13 protein-coding genes are annotated in these 16,755 nt (G+C 58.5%); 8 read left to right on the top strand and 5 right to left on the bottom strand.

Translation table 11 applies throughout. The features are described 5' to 3' along the window. Positions 1-8: 8 nt before the first annotated feature. From ACJ5NV_RS16440 to ggt, 5 genes are all read left to right on the top strand, one after another. A complete protein-coding gene (locus ACJ5NV_RS16440; RefSeq protein ID WP_411645438.1) occupies positions 9-161 on the top strand; it encodes a hypothetical protein in 153 nt (50 codons plus the stop codon). Between the two features lie 22 nt (positions 162-183). Next, positions 184-1,665, top strand: a complete 1,482-nt coding sequence (locus tag ACJ5NV_RS16435; protein ID WP_411645437.1) for a hypothetical protein — start codon at positions 184-186, stop codon at positions 1,663-1,665. Positions 1,666-1,682: 17 nt separating this feature from the next. Continuing rightward, positions 1,683-2,603 (top strand): site-specific tyrosine recombinase XerD, encoded by a 921-nt coding sequence (locus ACJ5NV_RS16430; protein ID WP_411645529.1) that lies wholly within the window; start codon positions 1,683-1,685, stop codon positions 2,601-2,603. Positions 2,604-2,653: 50 nt separating this feature from the next. Further along, a complete protein-coding gene (locus tag ACJ5NV_RS16425) occupies positions 2,654-3,949 on the top strand; it encodes an HlyC/CorC family transporter (RefSeq protein WP_411645435.1) in 1,296 nt (431 codons plus the stop codon). Positions 3,950-4,014: 65 nt separating this feature from the next. Then, positions 4,015-5,820 (top strand): gamma-glutamyltransferase, encoded by a 1,806-nt coding sequence (ggt, locus tag ACJ5NV_RS16420; protein ID WP_411645434.1) that lies wholly within the window; start codon positions 4,015-4,017, stop codon positions 5,818-5,820. 62 nt (positions 5,821-5,882) lie between these two features. Here ggt and ACJ5NV_RS16415 read toward each other — a convergent pair whose 3' ends face one another. Further along, positions 5,883-7,415 carry a helicase HerA-like domain-containing protein gene (locus ACJ5NV_RS16415; RefSeq protein WP_411645433.1) on the bottom strand — a complete coding sequence of 511 codons (1,533 nt, stop codon included), beginning with the start codon at positions 7,413-7,415 and terminating at the stop codon, positions 5,883-5,885. Positions 7,416-7,822: 407 nt separating this feature from the next. Between ACJ5NV_RS16415 and ACJ5NV_RS16410 the strand changes: the two genes are divergently transcribed. Next, positions 7,823-8,458 carry an invasion associated locus B family protein gene (locus ACJ5NV_RS16410; RefSeq protein ID WP_411645431.1) on the top strand — a complete coding sequence of 212 codons (636 nt, stop codon included), beginning with the start codon at positions 7,823-7,825 and terminating at the stop codon, positions 8,456-8,458. 34 nt (positions 8,459-8,492) lie between these two features. Here the strand turns inward: ACJ5NV_RS16410 and ACJ5NV_RS16405 are convergent, their stop codons facing one another. From ACJ5NV_RS16405 to ACJ5NV_RS16390, 4 genes are all read right to left on the bottom strand, one after another. Further along, positions 8,493-9,701, bottom strand: a complete 1,209-nt coding sequence (locus ACJ5NV_RS16405; protein ID WP_411645430.1) for a beta-ketoacyl-[acyl-carrier-protein] synthase family protein — start codon at positions 9,699-9,701, stop codon at positions 8,493-8,495. Continuing rightward, positions 9,702-9,962, bottom strand: a complete 261-nt coding sequence (locus ACJ5NV_RS16400; protein ID WP_411645428.1) for an acyl carrier protein — start codon at positions 9,960-9,962, stop codon at positions 9,702-9,704. A gap of 66 nt (positions 9,963-10,028) precedes the next feature. Further along, positions 10,029-11,090, bottom strand: coding sequence for a UDP-3-O-(3-hydroxymyristoyl)glucosamine N-acyltransferase (locus ACJ5NV_RS16395; protein WP_411645426.1), 1,062 nt, complete (start codon positions 11,088-11,090; stop codon positions 10,029-10,031). Positions 11,091-11,120: 30 nt separating this feature from the next. Further along, positions 11,121-12,728, bottom strand: a complete 1,608-nt coding sequence (locus tag ACJ5NV_RS16390) for a L,D-transpeptidase family protein (protein ID WP_411645424.1) — start codon at positions 12,726-12,728, stop codon at positions 11,121-11,123. A gap of 332 nt (positions 12,729-13,060) precedes the next feature. On the opposite strand from ACJ5NV_RS16390, the gene ACJ5NV_RS16385 reads away from it, so the two are divergent. Together ACJ5NV_RS16385 and ACJ5NV_RS16380 are read left to right on the top strand one after the other, a co-directional pair. Then, positions 13,061-13,630 carry a YcbK family protein gene (locus ACJ5NV_RS16385; RefSeq protein ID WP_411645422.1) on the top strand — a complete coding sequence of 190 codons (570 nt, stop codon included), beginning with the start codon at positions 13,061-13,063 and terminating at the stop codon, positions 13,628-13,630. A gap of 254 nt (positions 13,631-13,884) precedes the next feature. Next, entirely contained in the window at positions 13,885-16,755 is a 2,871-nt protein-coding gene (locus tag ACJ5NV_RS16380) for a monovalent cation/H+ antiporter subunit A (RefSeq protein WP_411645420.1), read from the top strand.

The raw sequence follows: 16,755 nt of genomic DNA, 5'->3' as shown, positions 1-16,755 counted from the left end.
GGCAGGCAATGTGGCGGCTGATTAAGGCAATACTAATTCTCATCGTTCTTGCAGGCTTGGGTTTGGTCGCCTTTGCCTATGTCGGGCCGATCTTTTTTCCGGCCGATTTCGAAGCGCCATTACAAGAGGTAACGCACCCTGTTACGCTTGACACAGACTAAGCTTTTCACCGCGGCACTGTTGGTGACAGCGACAGGCGTCGCCGCGCAAGAGACCGTCAGCGCGCCCTTGTCGGCGATTGACTGGCTGTCGCAAAGCGTGACTGCGCCGGTGTTCGAACCGCCGGTGACCGCAACAGCCATGCCGCCAGAGGTGACGACAACACCTTTGCAGCATCGTTCCAAGGACCCGGTCGGGCTTTTGCCGCCCGAGGTGACAGATCTGCCCCGCACGATTTGGCAGGGCAGCGAAGAGGCCACGCTGGTCGATCTTGTCCGCGCCGAACGGATCGAAACCCTGCCTGCGATGCAGGAGTTCATGAAAGTGTTGATGCTGGCCGAGGCCGATCCGCCCTTTAATGCAGGCGCGGATGGGGCGCTGTTTCTTGCCCGTGTGGACAAGCTTTTGGACCTTGGCGCGCTGGAACCGGCAAAATCCCTGATCGAAGAGGCAAAGCCAGACACTGCCCCGCTGTTTCGGCGTTGGTTCGATGTCGCGCTGCTGACCGGGACAGAGCAGGAAGTCTGCGATGTGATGGGCCAGAAACCCTCTGTCGCACCCACCTACCCCGCCCGCATTTTCTGCCTTGCGCGCAACGGTGACTGGCCCGCCGCCGCGTTGACGCTGAACACCCATCGGGTACTGGGCGATATTTCAGAGCAGGAAGAAATGCTGCTCGCCCGTTTCCTTGACCCGGATCTTTTCGAGGGCGAACCCCGGCTTGATCCGCCTGCCCGTGTCAGCCCGCTAATGTTTCGAATGCACGAGGCGATCGGCGAAAATCTGGTGACCTCCAACCTGCCCTTGGCGTTTTCGCACGCGGACCTCCGGACAACGACAGCCTGGAAATCGCAATTGGAAGCGGCTGAGCGGCTGGCCCGCCACGGGGCTGTGTCGGAAAACGTGCTGCAAGACATGTATACCGCCCGAACGCCTGCGGCCTCTGGCGGGATCTGGGATCGTGCCGCCGCGGTGCAGCGTTTCGATACGGCGGTCACCGCGGGTGACGCGGGTGCGGTGGCTCGAACATTACCCGCAGCTTGGGCTGCGATGCGCCATGCGCGGACCGAAGTGCAATTTGCCAAGCTCTATGCCCCTGCGCTTCAGGACTTGCCATTGCAGGGTGAAGCCGATGACATCGCGTTCGAAATGGGACTGTTATCACCCGATTACAAATCCGTCGCCATGCGCGCCGAATCCGGGCGTGATCCCTTCCTTGTCGCCCTCGCACGCGGCGTCCCGCAAGAGGTGCGTGTGACCTCACCACGCGAGCTGGCGATCCAATCCGCCTTTAACGGTGCCGCCCCGCCCGCGGCCTTGCAAGAGCTGATTGATCAGCGAAAGCTGGGCGAGACGTTATTGCGCGCGGTCAGCTTGTTTCACGAAGGCTATGTCGGCGACGCAGGCTCCCTAACAGAGGCGCTGGCCGTTTTCCGGGCCGTCGGGCTGGAAGACGTCGCGCGCCGTGCCGCATTGCAACTGATGCTGCTGGAGCGGGCGACGTGACCATCGCAGACGCACCGATGGCACGCTGGGTCCAGACCTTCCTAGAAGCACAAGCCGCTGAACTGGATGCAGCGATAAATACGCAGCTGGGCTATGCGCGTGATTTGCAGAATTTCGGTGACTGGCTGGCGGATAAGGCTTTGCACTATGCGACCGCGACGCAGGACGATATCGAATCCTATCTGATTAACTGCGAGGCCGAAGGTCTGGCGAAATCAACGCGGGCGCGAAGGCTTTCGGCGATCAAGCAGCTGTACCGCTTTGCGTTTGAAGAAGGCTGGCGCGCGGAAAATCCGGCCATCCAGATCAAAGGACCGGGCCGCGCGCAGCGCCTCCCCAAGACATTGGACATCGCCGAAGTTGACCGGCTGCTAGAGGCTGCGCGCAACACCAAACGCGATGCCCTGCGCAATACCTGCCTGATGGAATTGCTCTATGCCACGGGCATGCGGGTGACAGAACTGGTCAGCCTGCCTGTCTCTGCCGCGCGGGGCGATCCACGCATGCTGCTGGTGCGCGGCAAAGGCGGCAAGGAACGGCTAGTGCCGCTGTCCCCGCCCGCACGCGCAGCATTGGCGGCTTATCTGACCGCATGGGATACCGCGCAAGAAGCGGCGCGCGCCAAAGGCAAACCTGCGACGAAATTTCTGTTTCCTTCGCACGGAAAAGCGGGCCACCTGACCCGGCACCGTTTCTTCGGGCTCATCAAAGAATTCGCCGTCGCCGGTGGTGTCTCTCCGGCCAAGGTCACGCCGCATACGCTGCGCCATGCCTTTGCAACCCATCTGTTGGCTGGCGGTGCGGATCTGCGTTCGATCCAAACGATGCTTGGTCATGCAGATGTTGCAACGACCGAAATATACACACATGTGCTGGACGAACGGCTGAAAGAGCTGGTGCATGAACATCACCCGCTGGCCCGAACCAACAAGTCTTGAACCGGGCCAATACAGTATACATAATGTGATCTCTTTGTTGAAAGCACCTGATGGAAACGACGACCACTGACGCCGCATTTTGGCTTACGGCAGGCGCAATCCTTGTTCTGCTGATCCTGTCTGGATTTTTCTCTGGCTCGGAAACAGCCCTTACAGCAGCCTCGCGGGGCAAGCTGCGTGCGGCGGCGGACAAAGGATCCAAGGGCGCAGAGCGCGCATTGCACATCACCGAAGACAATGAGCGGCTCATCGGGTCGGTCCTGCTGGGCAATAACGTGGTCAACATTCTGGCCACATCATTGGCCACGGCGGTGCTGACACGGATATTCGGACAGAACGGTGTAGCGGCAGCCACGCTGATCATGACGCTACTGGTGCTGATCTTTGCAGAGGTGCTGCCCAAAACCTTTGCCATCACCTATCCCGAAGCCTTCGCCGCGCGCGTGGCGCGCCCGATCGCGCTGGTCATTCGCATCTTTTCGCCCATGGTCACCGCCGTGCGCTATCTGGTGCGGGGCGTGCTGTATATCTTTGGCGTGCGGACCGACCCGGATAGCAAGATCCTTGCCGTGCGCGAAGAAATCGCGGGTGCGCTATCCCTCGGCCAGTCCGAAGGCGTGGTCGAAAAAGAAGACCGTGACCGAATATTGGGCGCGCTCGATCTGAACGACCGCGCAGTGGAAGAGGTGATGTTGCACCGGTCGGGCATTGAAATGATCGACGCCGACCTGCCCCCGCGCGATATCCTTGAACAAATTCTAACCAGCCAGCACACGCGGCTGCCGCTCTACCGCAATGATCAGGAAAACATCGTTGGCGTTCTTCACGCCAAGGACCTGCTGCGCGCGGTTCACAAGCTATTCGAAAGCAAGGACGCCAAGGGGCTGGATGCATTTGACGTGACCAAAGTCGCGATGCAGCCTTACTTCATCCCCGAAACCACGACGCTGGGCGACCAGATGCGCAACTTTCTCAAGCGCAAAACGCATTTTGCGCTGGTGGTGGATGAATATGGTGGGCTGCAAGGGCTGATCACGCTGGAAGACATCCTTGAAGAAATCGTTGGTGAGATCGCCGATGAATTCGACGAGCATGAAGAAGAACAGATCGCCGCCACCGCCGACGGCGCATATATCGTCGATGGTGCGATGACGATCCGCGACCTGAACCGCGCCCATGACTGGAGCCTGCCCGACGAAGAGGCGAACACCGTCGCGGGTCTTGTCATTCACGAAGCACAGATGATTCCCGTCGAAGGTCAGGTCTTTTCCTTCCACGGCTTCCGGTTTGAGGTGGTCAGCAAAGAAGAAAACCGTATCGCGACGCTGAAAATCCTGCAACTTTAGCCGGACTTGCAATTCTGTGTGACGGCGTCAATGCTGCCTCATCTGCATGAATAATGAGGTTCGCCATGACGTTTCGTCATCTGTTCCCGTCGTGTTTACTGACCCTGTTTCTGGTTTCCCCCGCCCTTGCCCAACAAGCTGCCGACGCTGTCGCCCCTGAGAACGACACCACAGTCGGCGCATTCACAGGGCTTTCCGACGACGCCCAAGCCGCGCTCGCCACCAAAGAAGCCGGTCAGCCTGTCGTGGCCGAAGACTGGATGGTCGTCGCAGCCAACCCGCTGGCGGTCGAAGCGGGGGCAGAGGTGCTGGCAAATGGTGGCACCGCAGCGGACGCGATGATCGCGGTCCAGACCGTGCTGGGTCTGGTCGAACCGCAATCCTCTGGTCTTGGCGGCGGCGCGTTTCTTGTCTGGTATGATGCCGCCAGTGGCGAAATCACAACGCTGGACGGGCGCGAAACCGCACCTATTGCTGCGACACCGCAGCTGTTTCAAGATGAAAACGGCGAACCATTGGGCTTCTTTGATGCGGTTGTCGGCGGCTTGTCAGTCGGGACCCCCGGCACCCCGAAACTGATGGAAGAGGCGCATCGCCGCTGGGGCCGGGCCAATTGGGCCAGCCTTTTGCAGCCTGCGATCACATTGGCCGACGACGGTTTCGCCGTCTCACCCCGCATGGCGCAATCCATTGCCAACGATGCTGAACGGTTGCAACGCTTCCCGGCCACCGCGGCTTATTTTGTGCCTGATGGCACCCCGCTTGCCGCAGGCACGCTGCTGCAAAACCCCGATTACGCCGATACGCTGCGCCAGATCGCCGAGCGCGGAACGGATGCATTCTATACCGGCCCCATTGCCGAGGATATCGTCGCAACCGTGCGCAATGCCGCCGGTAATCCGGGCGTGCTATCGACGCTTGACCTTGCGCTTTATGATGTGGCGGAACGCGATCCTGTCTGCGTCCCCTATCGCACCTATGAGGTTTGCGGCATGGGGCCGCCGTCATCCGGTGCGCTGACGGTAGGGCAGATTTTGGGTATCGTGAATAATTTCGTGCTCGAAGACCCGCAGGATGCCGATGAATGGCGGTTGATCGGCGACGCCTCCCGGCTCGCCTTTGCGGACCGGGGCCGTTACATGGCCGACAGCGATTTTGTTCCGGTGCCGTCGCAGGGGCTGGTGGATTCGGACTATCTGATGGAGCGCGCCGCATTGATCGAAGGCGACCGGACCGACGGGTTTGACGCGCTGGAAAGCGTAGCACCCGGCGACCCCACATGGGATCATGCGCAACTTTGGGGGGACGATGTCAGTCTCGAATTCCCCTCTACCTCGCATATCTCCATCGTGGATGGTGACGGCAATGCGCTGTCGATGACCACAACCATCGAAAACGGGTTCGGGTCGCGGCTGTTCGTGCGGGGGTTCCTGCTGAACAACGAGCTGACGGATTTCTCTTTTGCGACCCATAATGGCGGCTATCCCATTGCCAACCGGGTTGAGCCGGGCAAACGCCCCCGGTCGTCAATGGCCCCGACGATTGTCACGCAGGATGGTGCGCCGGTGTTGGTGATCGGCAGCCCGGGCGGCAGCCGGATCATTGGCTATGTGGCGCAGGCGATCATCGCGCATCTGGACTGGGGCATGGATGTGCAACAGGCCATCGCCATGCCGCATCTGGTCAACCGCTTTGGCACCTATGATATCGAAGAAGGCAGCGAGTTGGTTACGCTCGAGGCTCCGCTGACCGAACTGGGGTATGAGGTAAACCTGCGCGACCTGAATTCAGGGCTGCATGCCATTGCCATCGGTGAAACCCTGCACGGTGGAGCTGATCCCCGGCGTGAAGGCATCGCGCTCGGCCAGTGATCGTTCAAGTAAGGTGGGTCAAGACCCACCTTACAATGCGGCAAAAGTTGCGTGACAAACACTCAGCGCCCTTTAAACAGCCCGCCCAGAATACCCCGCACGATCCGGCGGCCAGTTGTGCCTTTCAATTCCTTGACGACGACAGATGCTATCGCATCGCCAAATCCACTGCCACCTGACTTGCTTGCGGATCCACCCGTGGATCGCCCCCCGCCATAGCGGCGTGCGGATTTGAATTCGCGCTCTTTTTCTTCCAGTATTGCTTCTGCTTTCTCTGCGTCTTCCGCCTCTTTCGCAGCGGCCTCCGCCCGTTTTTGCAGCATCTCGAACGCGCTGTCGCGGTCCAGCGCCGTATTGTATTTCGCGGCCATATCCGACTCCTGCATAATCTGCGCCCGCGTCGCGCTATCAATTGGGCCCAGCTGCGAAGACGGCGGGCGGATCAACGTCCGTTCCACCACCATCGGAATGCCCTTGGGGTCAAGGAACGACGTCACCGCCTCGCCTGTGCCCACCTCTTGAATGGCCCGTGCAGTGTCAAAGGATGGATTGTCGCGATAGGTCTCAGCGGCTGTTTTCAGTTCCTTGCGGTCCTTGGCGGTAAAGGCCCGCAGCGCGTGTTGCACCCGGTTGCCCAACTGCCCCAACACGTCGTCCGGGATGTCACCCGGATTCTGCGTCACGAAATAGACCCCAACCCCTTTGGACCGGATCAGCCGCGCCACTTGTTCGACCTTGTCCACCAGCGCCTTGGGGGCGTCATCAAACAGCAAATGTGCTTCATCAAAGAAAAAGACAAGTTTGGGTTTGTCCGGATTGCCCACCTCTGGCAGTTCCTCAAACAGCTCTGACAGCAGCCACAGCAGGAAGGTCGCGTATAAACGTGGCGATCCCATCAACTGATCAGCTGCAAGGATGTTGATTTCGCCCCGCCCGTCGCGCAATCGCATCATGTCAGAGAGATCAAGCGCAGGTTCACCAAACAGCGCGGCCCCCCCTTGGTTTTCCAGCACCAGCAATTGCCGCTGGATGGCCCCGACTGATGACGCTGCCACATTGCCGTAGCGCAGCGATAATTCCTTGGCATTCTGGCCGACCCAGACCAGCAGCGCCTGTAGGTCCTTGAGGTCCAACAGCGGCAGCCCGTCTTCATCAGCGACCCGGAAAGCGACGTTCAATACGCCCTCTTGCACCTCGGTCAGTTCCATCAGGCGCGACAACAAAAGCGGCCCCATTTCGGCCACTGTGGCCCGGATCGGGTGGCCCTGTTGGCCAAATAGGTCCCAAAAGGTAACGGGGAAGTGGTCATATTGCAGATCAAGCCCAATGGTCCTTGCCCGTTTGGTGAACGCATCGTGCAGTTTGAAATCGGCAGACCCTGTCGCCGCCAGCCCGGACAGGTCGCCTTTGACGTCCGACAGAAACACTGGCACCCCCGCGGCAGAAAAACCTTCGGCCATAATTTGCAGTGTAACTGTCTTACCGGTCCCTGTCGCGCCCGCGATCAACCCGTGCCGGTTGGCCTTTTCTAGCAACAAATGCTGCGGCTCAGCGTAATCCGCACCGCCGCCACCCACGAAGATTTTTTCTGCCATTTACCCGATTTCCTCATATTTTGTCCGCTTCAACATACATCCTTAACCATTTCCTGCCAGAGTTAAGCATGTTGATTGGTTTATGATGAAGCTGATTGGCATACTTCCTCCCTGTTAGACTTGCCGTGCCTTCGGGCACGGTTTTTTTGTCGGTGCCGCCGGTTTTATCCTGATATTACTGTCAGCTATTTCCTGTTGACGGGCGCATCTGCTTTGCGTAGCTTCCCGCGCAATTAGTCGGCCAAGTCCGACAGGGAGAAAGATGAAGAAGGGTCCGTTCGGACCCTTTTTCTATGCCTGCAGACCAACAAAAAATTGAGCGGATCGCTGCCAGAACAAAAGGGTTTCCGCCTGACACTCCGGTCAGGTCGTGCTAAGGCGCGAGACGAGGAAAAAGGACTTATCACATGCGCAATACGCTCAAATCACTTTTTGTCGTGACCCTACTGGCACAGGCGTCGACCGGTTTTGCCCAAGAGACCGAAGAAACACCGGTAGAGGACACAGCGACCGAAAACACGCCCGCTGAAGACACAGCAGCGGAAGACGGCAACGACGATCTGTCACTGGGTGAACCTGTCGGCCCGCAGGTCGGTCAGCCTTACATCCTGCAGGAATTTGGCGACTGGGCCATGCGCTGCGTCAAAGCCCCCGAAGGTCAGGCTGATCCCTGCAACCTGTACCAGCTGCTGACCGATGAAAACGGCGACGCTGTGGCCGAATTCAACTTCTTCCGCCTGCCTGAAGGGTCCCGCGCTGCCGCAGGTGCCACTGTTGTGGTCCCGCTGGAAACCCTGCTGACCCAGCAGTTGACCCTTGCGGTTGATGGCGCGAACGCACGGCGCTACCCGTTCACCTTCTGCAATACGGCTGGCTGCGTTGCCCGCATTGGCTTTACCCAGGAAGATATCGACCAGTTCAAACGCGGTGTTGTCGCGCAGCTGCGCCTTGTCCCAGCCGCCGCCCCGACAGAGGAAGTCGTGCTTGATCTGTCGCTGAGCGGTTTTACCGCCGGTTATGATGGTGCTGTTATCACCGAATGATAGAAAAATTGCGGTCGCCCGGTTGGCGGCCGCTTTATACCCGCTTCAGCGCCAATACGGCGTTTAGCCCTCCGAACGCAAAGGCGTTCGATAACGTCACATCCACATCAGCATCGCGCGCCACATTTGGCACGACATCCAGCGCACATTCCGGGTCCGGTTCTTCGTAACCGATCGTTGGGGCAATCACCCGCTCGCGCAGCGCCATGATGCAGGCCAACAGCTCTACCGCGCCGGTCCCGCCGATCAGATGCCCATGCATGGATTTGGTCGAGGAAATCATCAGCTGGTCCGCATGCGCCCCGAACACATCCGCCACTGCCGCGCATTCTGTCTTGTCATTGGCCGCCGTGCCGGTGCCATGCGCGTTAATATAGCCCACGCTGTCACGCGACAGCCGCGCATCTTTCAGTGCTCCTGCAATGGCCCGCGCCGCCCCCTGTTTAGATGGCATTACAATATCAGAGGCATCCGATGTCATGGCAAAGCCCATAACCTCGCATAGGATATCTGCGCCGCGCGCGACTGCGTGGTCGTAGTCTTCGAACACAAAGACACCGGCCCCTTCACCTTGCACCATCCCATTGCGCGTCGCGCAAAACGGACGGCAGGCGTCCTTGGACATCACGCGCAGCCCTTCCCACGCCTTGATGCCACCGAAACACAACATCGCCTCGGACCCGCCGGTGATCATCACCGTCGCCATGCCGCAGCGTACCATGTTAAAGGCTTGCCCCATCGCATGATTGGACGACGCACAAGCTGTCGCCACTGTAAAGGAGGGGCCGCGCAGGTTCCATTCCATCGACACATGGCTGGCAGCGGCGTTGTTCATCAGCTTGGGCACGATAAACGGATGAACCCGGTTCTTGCCCGCTTCATAAACCGCCCGATAGTTTTCATCCTGCGTGTTAAGACCGCCGCCTGACGTCCCCAGCACCACGCCGGCCTGATCAGCAAGATCACCCGAAAAGCCCAAGCCGGATTGGCTGATCGCTTCACGCGCAGCGAGCAAGGTAAACTGTGTAAACCGATCATAAAGCGCGACCTGCTGGCGATTAAAATGGGTCGCTTCGTCATATCCCTTGACCTGACCGCCAATCTGGATCGACAGCCGGTCGGCGTCCATGATATCCAGAGGACCAATACCGCAAGTGCCCGCCTGCATGGCGGCATATGTCTCGGCAACGTTAGATCCCAGCGGGTTGATTGTGCCCGCCCCTGTAATCGCGACGCGACGCATTTATTTTCCCTGCTCTGCCTTCAGCTTTTCGACCGCGGCGATGATACTGGCAATCGAAGAAATATCGAAATCGCTGTCGCTTGGGTCATTTGCGTTGAACGGCACCGAAATATCGAAGGTTTCTTCGATTGCAAAAATGCATTCGACCAGCCCAAGACTGTCAATCCCGACGTCATCCAACGAATGGCTCATTTGCACATCCGACGGTTTGATCATCGCCTGTTCGGCAATAATTGTGATCACTTGGTCTTTTGTGCTCATCTCATCGCTGCCCAAATTTTGTTCAAATTTGATTTAGTCATTCTGCGCTCGGTTTGAAACAGGTTTCTAACGGCTATCAAATCGGCGCAAGAGACGTGGCAACCGCCGCAACGCTTTGTAGCTTTCGATATGAGTCTGCATCTTTGTTGCCGGGTATCCCATCATGACCCGCCCCGCAGGCACGTTGGATAACACAACACTTGCGCCCCCAAGCACAACATCATTCCCGATCTTCAAATTATCCGCGACACCTGCCTGTCCACCGATGACGACCCTGTCACCGACCACTGTCGATCCGGCAACGCCCGATTGCGCACAAAGCAGACAATGCTCCCCCACAACCGCATTGTGCCCAACCTGTACGAGGTTATCAATTTTCGTTCCTCTTCCGACGCGTGTCGCCCGGATCGTTCCCGCATCCACCGTCGCATTCGCGCCGACCTCGACATCGTCACCAATCACAACCCCGCCAAGCGAGTGTATCCGATGCCAAGTCGGATCATCAGGTGCCGCCAGTGGGCTGTCACCTAGGGTTTCGCGGGCCCGTTCAACATTGGCGGGTGCTTCGCTTACAAAAGAAAATCCATCACCACCAATCGCCACATTCGGCTGCAAAATCACCCGATCCCCCAGTGTGACATTGCGCTGTAAACGCACCCCCGCATGCAGCTGGCACTGCACACCGATTTGTACCCCATCAGCAATACTGACATGGGTCCCGATCCAACTGCCCGCGCCAATCATCGCACCGGCCCCGATGACAGCGAACGGCCCAATGACCACATCCACACCGATTTGTGCGCTGGGATCAATCAGCGCATGGGGGCTGATGCCATCACCGCCCAGTGGTTGATCCAGTGTCTGCGTCAGCCGCGCCATAGCCAGACGCGCGCGGGGAGCGATGATCGCCGCGTCCAGACCCAGCGCCTGCCAATCCGCACCGGGCCAGACAACGGCGGCCCTCGCCTGCCCCTGCGCCAGCGCATCGCCATAGGCGGGTGTCATCGCCAGCGCCAGATCACGCGGTCCGGCGGCGGCAGGCTCTGACGCACCAGCGATCAAAATATCAACGGCGCCGAAAGCTTCTGCCCCCAGCGCCGCTGCAATCTCTTTGACTGTATGTGTCATCTGACCCCCGGCATCATTCCGGGGACCGATTTACCCTTGAACAGCGCGCACCGCCACCCCTTCGCGACCCAGTGCACGCCAGATGCGCGCATCTCGGCCGTAGATGTCACGGCGATACTGCATCGGACCGTCTTCTTTAGTGAAGGCCGTACGATAAACCAGATGCACTGGCACCGGGTCATTCAGATTGACGCGACGCTCGCGACCAGCGCGCAATTCGGACTGGAAAAACGCCTGCGGGTTGCCCACCTGCCGCGCCAAAAGCGCATAGGCAAAGTCGAACGGATCGGCCAGACGGATACACCCATGGCTGAACGCGCGGACCTCACGGCCAAAGAGGCTCTTTGACGGTGTGTCATGCAGATAGATGTTATAGCGGTTAGGGAACATGAATTTCACCAGACCCAGCGCGTTGCCCTGGCTTGGCGGCTCACGCATGGAGAACGGAAAATTTGTTTCCGTATATTCGCTGAAGTCGATTGCATTACGGTCAACGACACGGCCACTGGCATCTGTGATCAGCAGGTTATTCGCCGCATTTGAGTCTTCTTGGAGTTGCGGCAAATATTCCTTTGTGATGATCGAACGCGGCACATACCAGCTGGGATTAATAACCATGAATTCCATGACGTCAGAAAATTCAGGGCTGTAGCGATCCTCGTGAACTGCGCCAACGACTGTGCGCGTTTCAAACGTCACAGAGTCATTGTCGATGATCTTTGCCGTGAAGTCCGTCAGGTTCACCCAAACATGGCGCTGACCGCGCGGACGATTGATCCAGCGTTCACGCTCCATCGCTACGATAACCGATTGCAGGCGAGCTTCTGGCGCGATGTTAATTTCGCGTAATGTCCCGGCCCCGGCAACACCATCAATGGCAAGCCCATGGGCCTGCTGAAAACGCTGCACTGCGTTCACCATCGCCGCATCAAAGCTTTGGGAATTTGTCCGGGCGAGAAAACCCATCGCGATCAGCCGGTCACGCAGGGCAACAACCTGCGGGCCGCTCTGCCCCGGTTCAATCTTTCTGCCGGGCACGGTTGGGCCCCAACCGCCACGGGCCAGCAGACGCTCCATCTCAAGCTTCTGGCGCAGCAGGCGGGCATATTCAGGGGAACCGGGCGGCAGCGAGCGCAGGAAACCGGACGGGCTGGACTGCACAAATGCCTGAATCGTGCCCAAACGCGAACGTAGCGGGACCTGCCGTTTGATATTGCTGTCGATCCGCGACGGGGTCAGCATACCGGTCTGGATGTCGCGCGCATACTGTAGAAACAGGCGGCTCAACTCGACCTCTGCCTGCGCCTGTGCGGCGGCTGTGCTGCCCGATTGCAACTGTGCGACCAGCGCATCTGCTTCGTACCGTGCAGCAGGCAGACCGTGATCAGCGGCAGAGGCAAAAGCAGTCAGCAATGCATTGCGGCGGCGGCGATCATCGCCCCAGATGCCTTCAAAATTGCGCGCGCGATAAAATGTCGCAAGATCCGCGTCACGCGCGGCGGCTTGCGCAACGGCCTGGCGGAATTCTGTACTTTGCGCCTGTGTTTGCGGCGCAGATGCGAAAAATACAAATATCGCTGCAAGAACAACCGCTAACCGACCTATCAACGCGCGTTCACGCCAACACCGAAAACCCATAAATTCTGGTCCCTTTTTATTCGTTACATCGTCTTAGCAAACAAACTCTGCCAAAGTAGAGTATCAATAACCTTACTTTCACCCTGTCCATTCACAAATGAGCGAGACAAGAACGCAAGGCAAAGCTGTTGCCATAGTGTCGCCATAAAGCCGGGGGTTCGCGCGGCCAATGTCGACAGTCTGCGCAACAGACCGCTGATTGACCCAAAATACACGAAAGACCCCTTGGTCACCGAATCGAAATATGTCATAACTAAAGTGCATCTGGGGGCATGAATGCAAAATCCGCAAAAATGCGGAAAAAAATGAGCGACGGGACAGGCGCTACACACATGACGAAACAAAAATCCTCGGGTATCACCCGCCGTGGTTTATTAGGTGCTTTCGCCGCAACAGCAGTTTCTGCGGCACCAACGTTTTCAAACGCCGCCGGGTTCCTTCGCGGGGCCGGCGATATCAGAAAAATCGCAATGCACTCCGGCCGAACCGGTGAGCGGGTCGAAACGATCTACTGGATTGAAGGCGAATATATCTCAGAAGCCGTGCGTGAGATTAACGTCTTCATGCGCGACTGGCGCACCAGCGAAGCGATCCAGATGGATTTGCGGACAATCGACATCATGTCGGCCTCGCTGAACCTTATGGACACGTCAGAGCCTTATCTGCTCTTGTCCGGCTACCGGTCACCACAAACGAACGCGATGCTGCGCCGCCAATCCAGTGCGGTGGCGAGCAACTCGCTCCATATACGTGGTCAAGCAGCTGATCTGCGGTTGCAAAGCCGCTCTACCACGCAGATGGCAAATGCCGCGCAGGCCTGCCGTGCAGGCGGTGTCGGAAAATATTCGGGCTCAAACTTCGTCCACATGGACTGTGGCCCTGTGCGGACGTGGCGCGGCTAAACTGACAAAGGTGCCTCTGGGCGCCTTTTTTTGTCGATCGTGGCGTCTGCGATCATAGCGTGATCTGTACTTAATTGTAACGCGACACTAAAATCTGCGTCGCGGCAGGTATTGCGCGCATATGCCTGCCTGCATCGCTGGATAAATCACCACAAACTGCGTTCTTTGGCCGCCTGTCGAAAGTTCACATTTTACAACATGATCTTCCCCCGATATCCACACGTCAAAGAACTAGGGTTACCGGGGACAGTCACATGAGCGCAGGCGGCAACTTTCTCTTCGTGATCGCGATACTGCCGTTCATCGGAGCATTGCTGCCGGGGGTCATGATTCGCGCCGGACGGACGGCCTGCGCCAGTTTCACCGCCATCCCCACCGCACTTGCCCTGATCATGCTGCTGACCCTCGCCCCCCGCGTGCTGTCGGGCGAGGTGATCCAGGCAGAGATCGCCTGGCTGCCGCAATTGGGCCTGTCGGTATCTTTCTTCCTTGATGGGCTTGGTCTGCTTTTTGCCTGTATGATCACAGGCGTCGGCCTACTGATCACGCTCTACGCACGCTTTTACCTGTCGGGCGATGACCCGATGGGGCAATTCTTTACCTATCTGCTGCTGTTTCAGGGCGCGATGCTGGGCATCGTGATTTCTGACAACATTCTGCTTTTGCTGATTTTCTGGGAGCTAACCTCGCTCTCTTCCTTCCTGCTGATCGGTTATTGGAAGCACCTGCCAGAGGGGCGGCAGGGCGCGCGCATGGCGCTGGCTGTTACCGGCTCCGGCGGGCTGGCGATGATTGGCGGCATGCTGATTCTTGGCAATATCGTTGGCAGCTATAATCTGACTGATATCCTGCAAGCAGGTGATCTGATCAAGGCGAACAACTGGTATCTGCCCGCGCTGATCCTGATTTTGCTAGGCGCCTTCACCAAATCGGCACAGTTTCCGTTTCACTTCTGGCTGCCGCACGCGATGGCCGCCCCCACACCGGTTTCGGCCTATCTGCACTCTGCCACTATGGTAAAAGCCGGTATCTTCCTGATGGCGCGGATGTGGCCTGCATTGGCGGGCACAGATGCGTGGTTCTATATCGTTGCCACCACCGGGCTGATCACAATGGTGCTGGGTGCGCTGATCGCATTGTTCAAAGATGACTTGAAAGCGCTGCTCGCCTTTTCGACTGTCAGCCATCTGGGTCTGCTGACTATGCTGCTGGGCTTCGGGACAGAGGCCGCAACGATTGCGGCAGTGTTCCACATCATCAACCATCTGACCTTCAAGGCCACGCTCTTTATGACCGCAGGCATCATCGACCACGAAGCCCATACGCGCGATATCAAGCAGTTGGGCGGGTTGCGCAAACTGATGCCTGTGACCTTTGTCATTGGCACAATCTCGGCGCTGTCGATGGCTGGCATCCCACTGTTCAACGGGTTCCTGTCCAAAGAGTTGATGCTGGAAGAAGCCGCCCATACCGAATGGTGGCACAACCACTGGTTGGTGCCCGTCTTTGCCACCATTGGCGCGCTGCTGTCCGTCGCTTATTCCTTCCGCTTCATCTCGCATGTGTTCTTTGGGCCGGTGCGCGACGATTACCCGGCCAAACCACATGACCCGCCGTTCGGCATGTGGGCCGCCCCTGCCCTGCTAGCGGTGCTGGTGGTTCTGATCGGGATAATGCCGTTTCTGGCCGAAGGCATCGTAACCGCCGCGGCTAACGCCGTCACCGGCGGCGACCTACATCCGCATCTGAAAATCTGGCACGGGCTGACACCCGCCTTGTATATGTCTGTGATCGCGATAATCGGTGGTGCGATCCTGCTATTGCTCCATGCGCCGCTTGACCGGGCGTGGATCGCGGCCCCAAGACCCGAAGCAAAGCGGATCTTTGACAAGCTGATGGCCGCCATGGTCGCCTTGTCCGGTTGGATCACCACAGTAACCCATTCAGGATCAATCAGCCGCTATCTGGCGATCTTTGTCACCACCTCTGTACTGTTCGGCGCAATCGCGTTTTCTGGCAGCGGACTGGGCGCGCCAACCCGCGAGCTCCTGCCGGTGCCGCCCGTTATCGGCGTGGGCTGGTTCATGCTTGTTGTGGCCACACTGGCCTTGGTTTTCAGCCATCGTGATCGCTTTCGGGCACTGATCATCATCGGGATCATCGGGCTGACCATGTCGGCTGGGTTTGTCTACCTCTCTGCGCCTGACCTCGCGCTGACGCAGATTTCTGTTGAGACGGTCACGATCATGCTGCTGCTGCTTGCACTTCATTTCCTGCCCAAGACCACACCAACGGAAAGCCCGCTCTGGCTGCGGATGCGTGACGGGGTGATTGCGATTACGGCAGGTCTGGGCGTGGGTGGGCTGGCCTATGCGTTTCTGCTGCGTGATGTGGATACGATTTCCGCCTACCATCTGGCCAACAGCTACGAAGGCGGCGGCGGCACCAATGTGGTCAACGTGATCCTCGTCGATTTCCGAGGCTATGACACCTATGGGGAAATTATCGTGCTGGGGATCGCCGGTCTGGTGATCTACGCGCTGATGCACGCCTTGCTGGACGGGCCTGCCGCGCGGCGGTTGCGCAACACAGACTATTCACAAGACCGGTCCCGCGACCGGCACCCGCTGATGATGGTGGTGGTCACACGGCTGCTGCTGCCAATCGCTGCAGTGGTCGGGATCTACATCTTCCTGCGGGGGCATAACCAGCCGGGCGGCGGCTTTGTCGCGGGGCTGATCATCGCCATCGGCTTGTTGATGCAATATATGGCCTCTGGCTTTGCATGGACACAGGCGCGACAGCGGATCGAATACCACACGATGATCGGTATCGGCATCATCATTGCCGGGATGACCGGTCTGGGCGCCTGGCTGATGGGGCTCCCATTCCTGACCAGCGGCTTCACCTATATCCATCTGCCCCCGATCGAGGAATTCGAGCTTGCCACCGCAATGGCCTTTGATCTTGGTGTGTTCCTGACCGTGCTGGGGGCCGTCATGCTGATGCTTTACAGCCTGTCACGGATCGCACGCTATGCCGGTGAGACGGTGAATATGGAACCGATGGATTACGACCCCGCCAACCGGGTCACGGATAATAACAATAAAACGGTGGAGGGCTGA

This window comes from Loktanella agnita (assembly GCF_046640325.1).
Lineage (GTDB): Bacteria > Pseudomonadota > Alphaproteobacteria > Rhodobacterales > Rhodobacteraceae > Yoonia > Yoonia agnita.
The sequence above is the reverse complement of the archived record's forward strand: the minus strand, read 5'-3'. Positions and strand labels throughout refer to the sequence as shown.

Bases quoted from the DNA above. Each gene is read 5' to 3' on its own strand.
- ACJ5NV_RS16380 (WP_411645420.1), top strand. From the start codon at position 13,885: ATGAGCGCAGGCGGCAACTTTCTCTTCGTGATCGCGATACTGCCGTTC.
- ACJ5NV_RS16390 (WP_411645424.1), bottom strand. From the start codon at position 12,728: ATGGGTTTTCGGTGTTGGCGTGAACGCGCGTTGATAGGTCGGTTAGCG.
- ggt (WP_411645434.1), top strand. From the start codon at position 4,015: ATGACGTTTCGTCATCTGTTCCCGTCGTGTTTACTGACCCTGTTTCTG.
- ACJ5NV_RS16395 (WP_411645426.1), bottom strand. From the start codon at position 11,090: ATGACACATACAGTCAAAGAGATTGCAGCGGCGCTGGGGGCAGAAGCT.
- ACJ5NV_RS16440 (WP_411645438.1), top strand. From the start codon at position 9: ATGTGGCGGCTGATTAAGGCAATACTAATTCTCATCGTTCTTGCAGGC.
- ACJ5NV_RS16410 (WP_411645431.1), top strand. From the start codon at position 7,823: ATGCGCAATACGCTCAAATCACTTTTTGTCGTGACCCTACTGGCACAG.
- ACJ5NV_RS16405 (WP_411645430.1), bottom strand. From the start codon at position 9,701: ATGCGTCGCGTCGCGATTACAGGGGCGGGCACAATCAACCCGCTGGGA.
- ACJ5NV_RS16415 (WP_411645433.1), bottom strand. From the start codon at position 7,415: ATGGCAGAAAAAATCTTCGTGGGTGGCGGCGGTGCGGATTACGCTGAG.
- ACJ5NV_RS16430 (WP_411645529.1), top strand. From the start codon at position 1,683: ATGGCACGCTGGGTCCAGACCTTCCTAGAAGCACAAGCCGCTGAACTG.
- ACJ5NV_RS16425 (WP_411645435.1), top strand. From the start codon at position 2,654: ATGGAAACGACGACCACTGACGCCGCATTTTGGCTTACGGCAGGCGCA.
- ACJ5NV_RS16400 (WP_411645428.1), bottom strand. From the start codon at position 9,962: ATGAGCACAAAAGACCAAGTGATCACAATTATTGCCGAACAGGCGATG.
- ACJ5NV_RS16385 (WP_411645422.1), top strand. From the start codon at position 13,061: ATGACGAAACAAAAATCCTCGGGTATCACCCGCCGTGGTTTATTAGGT.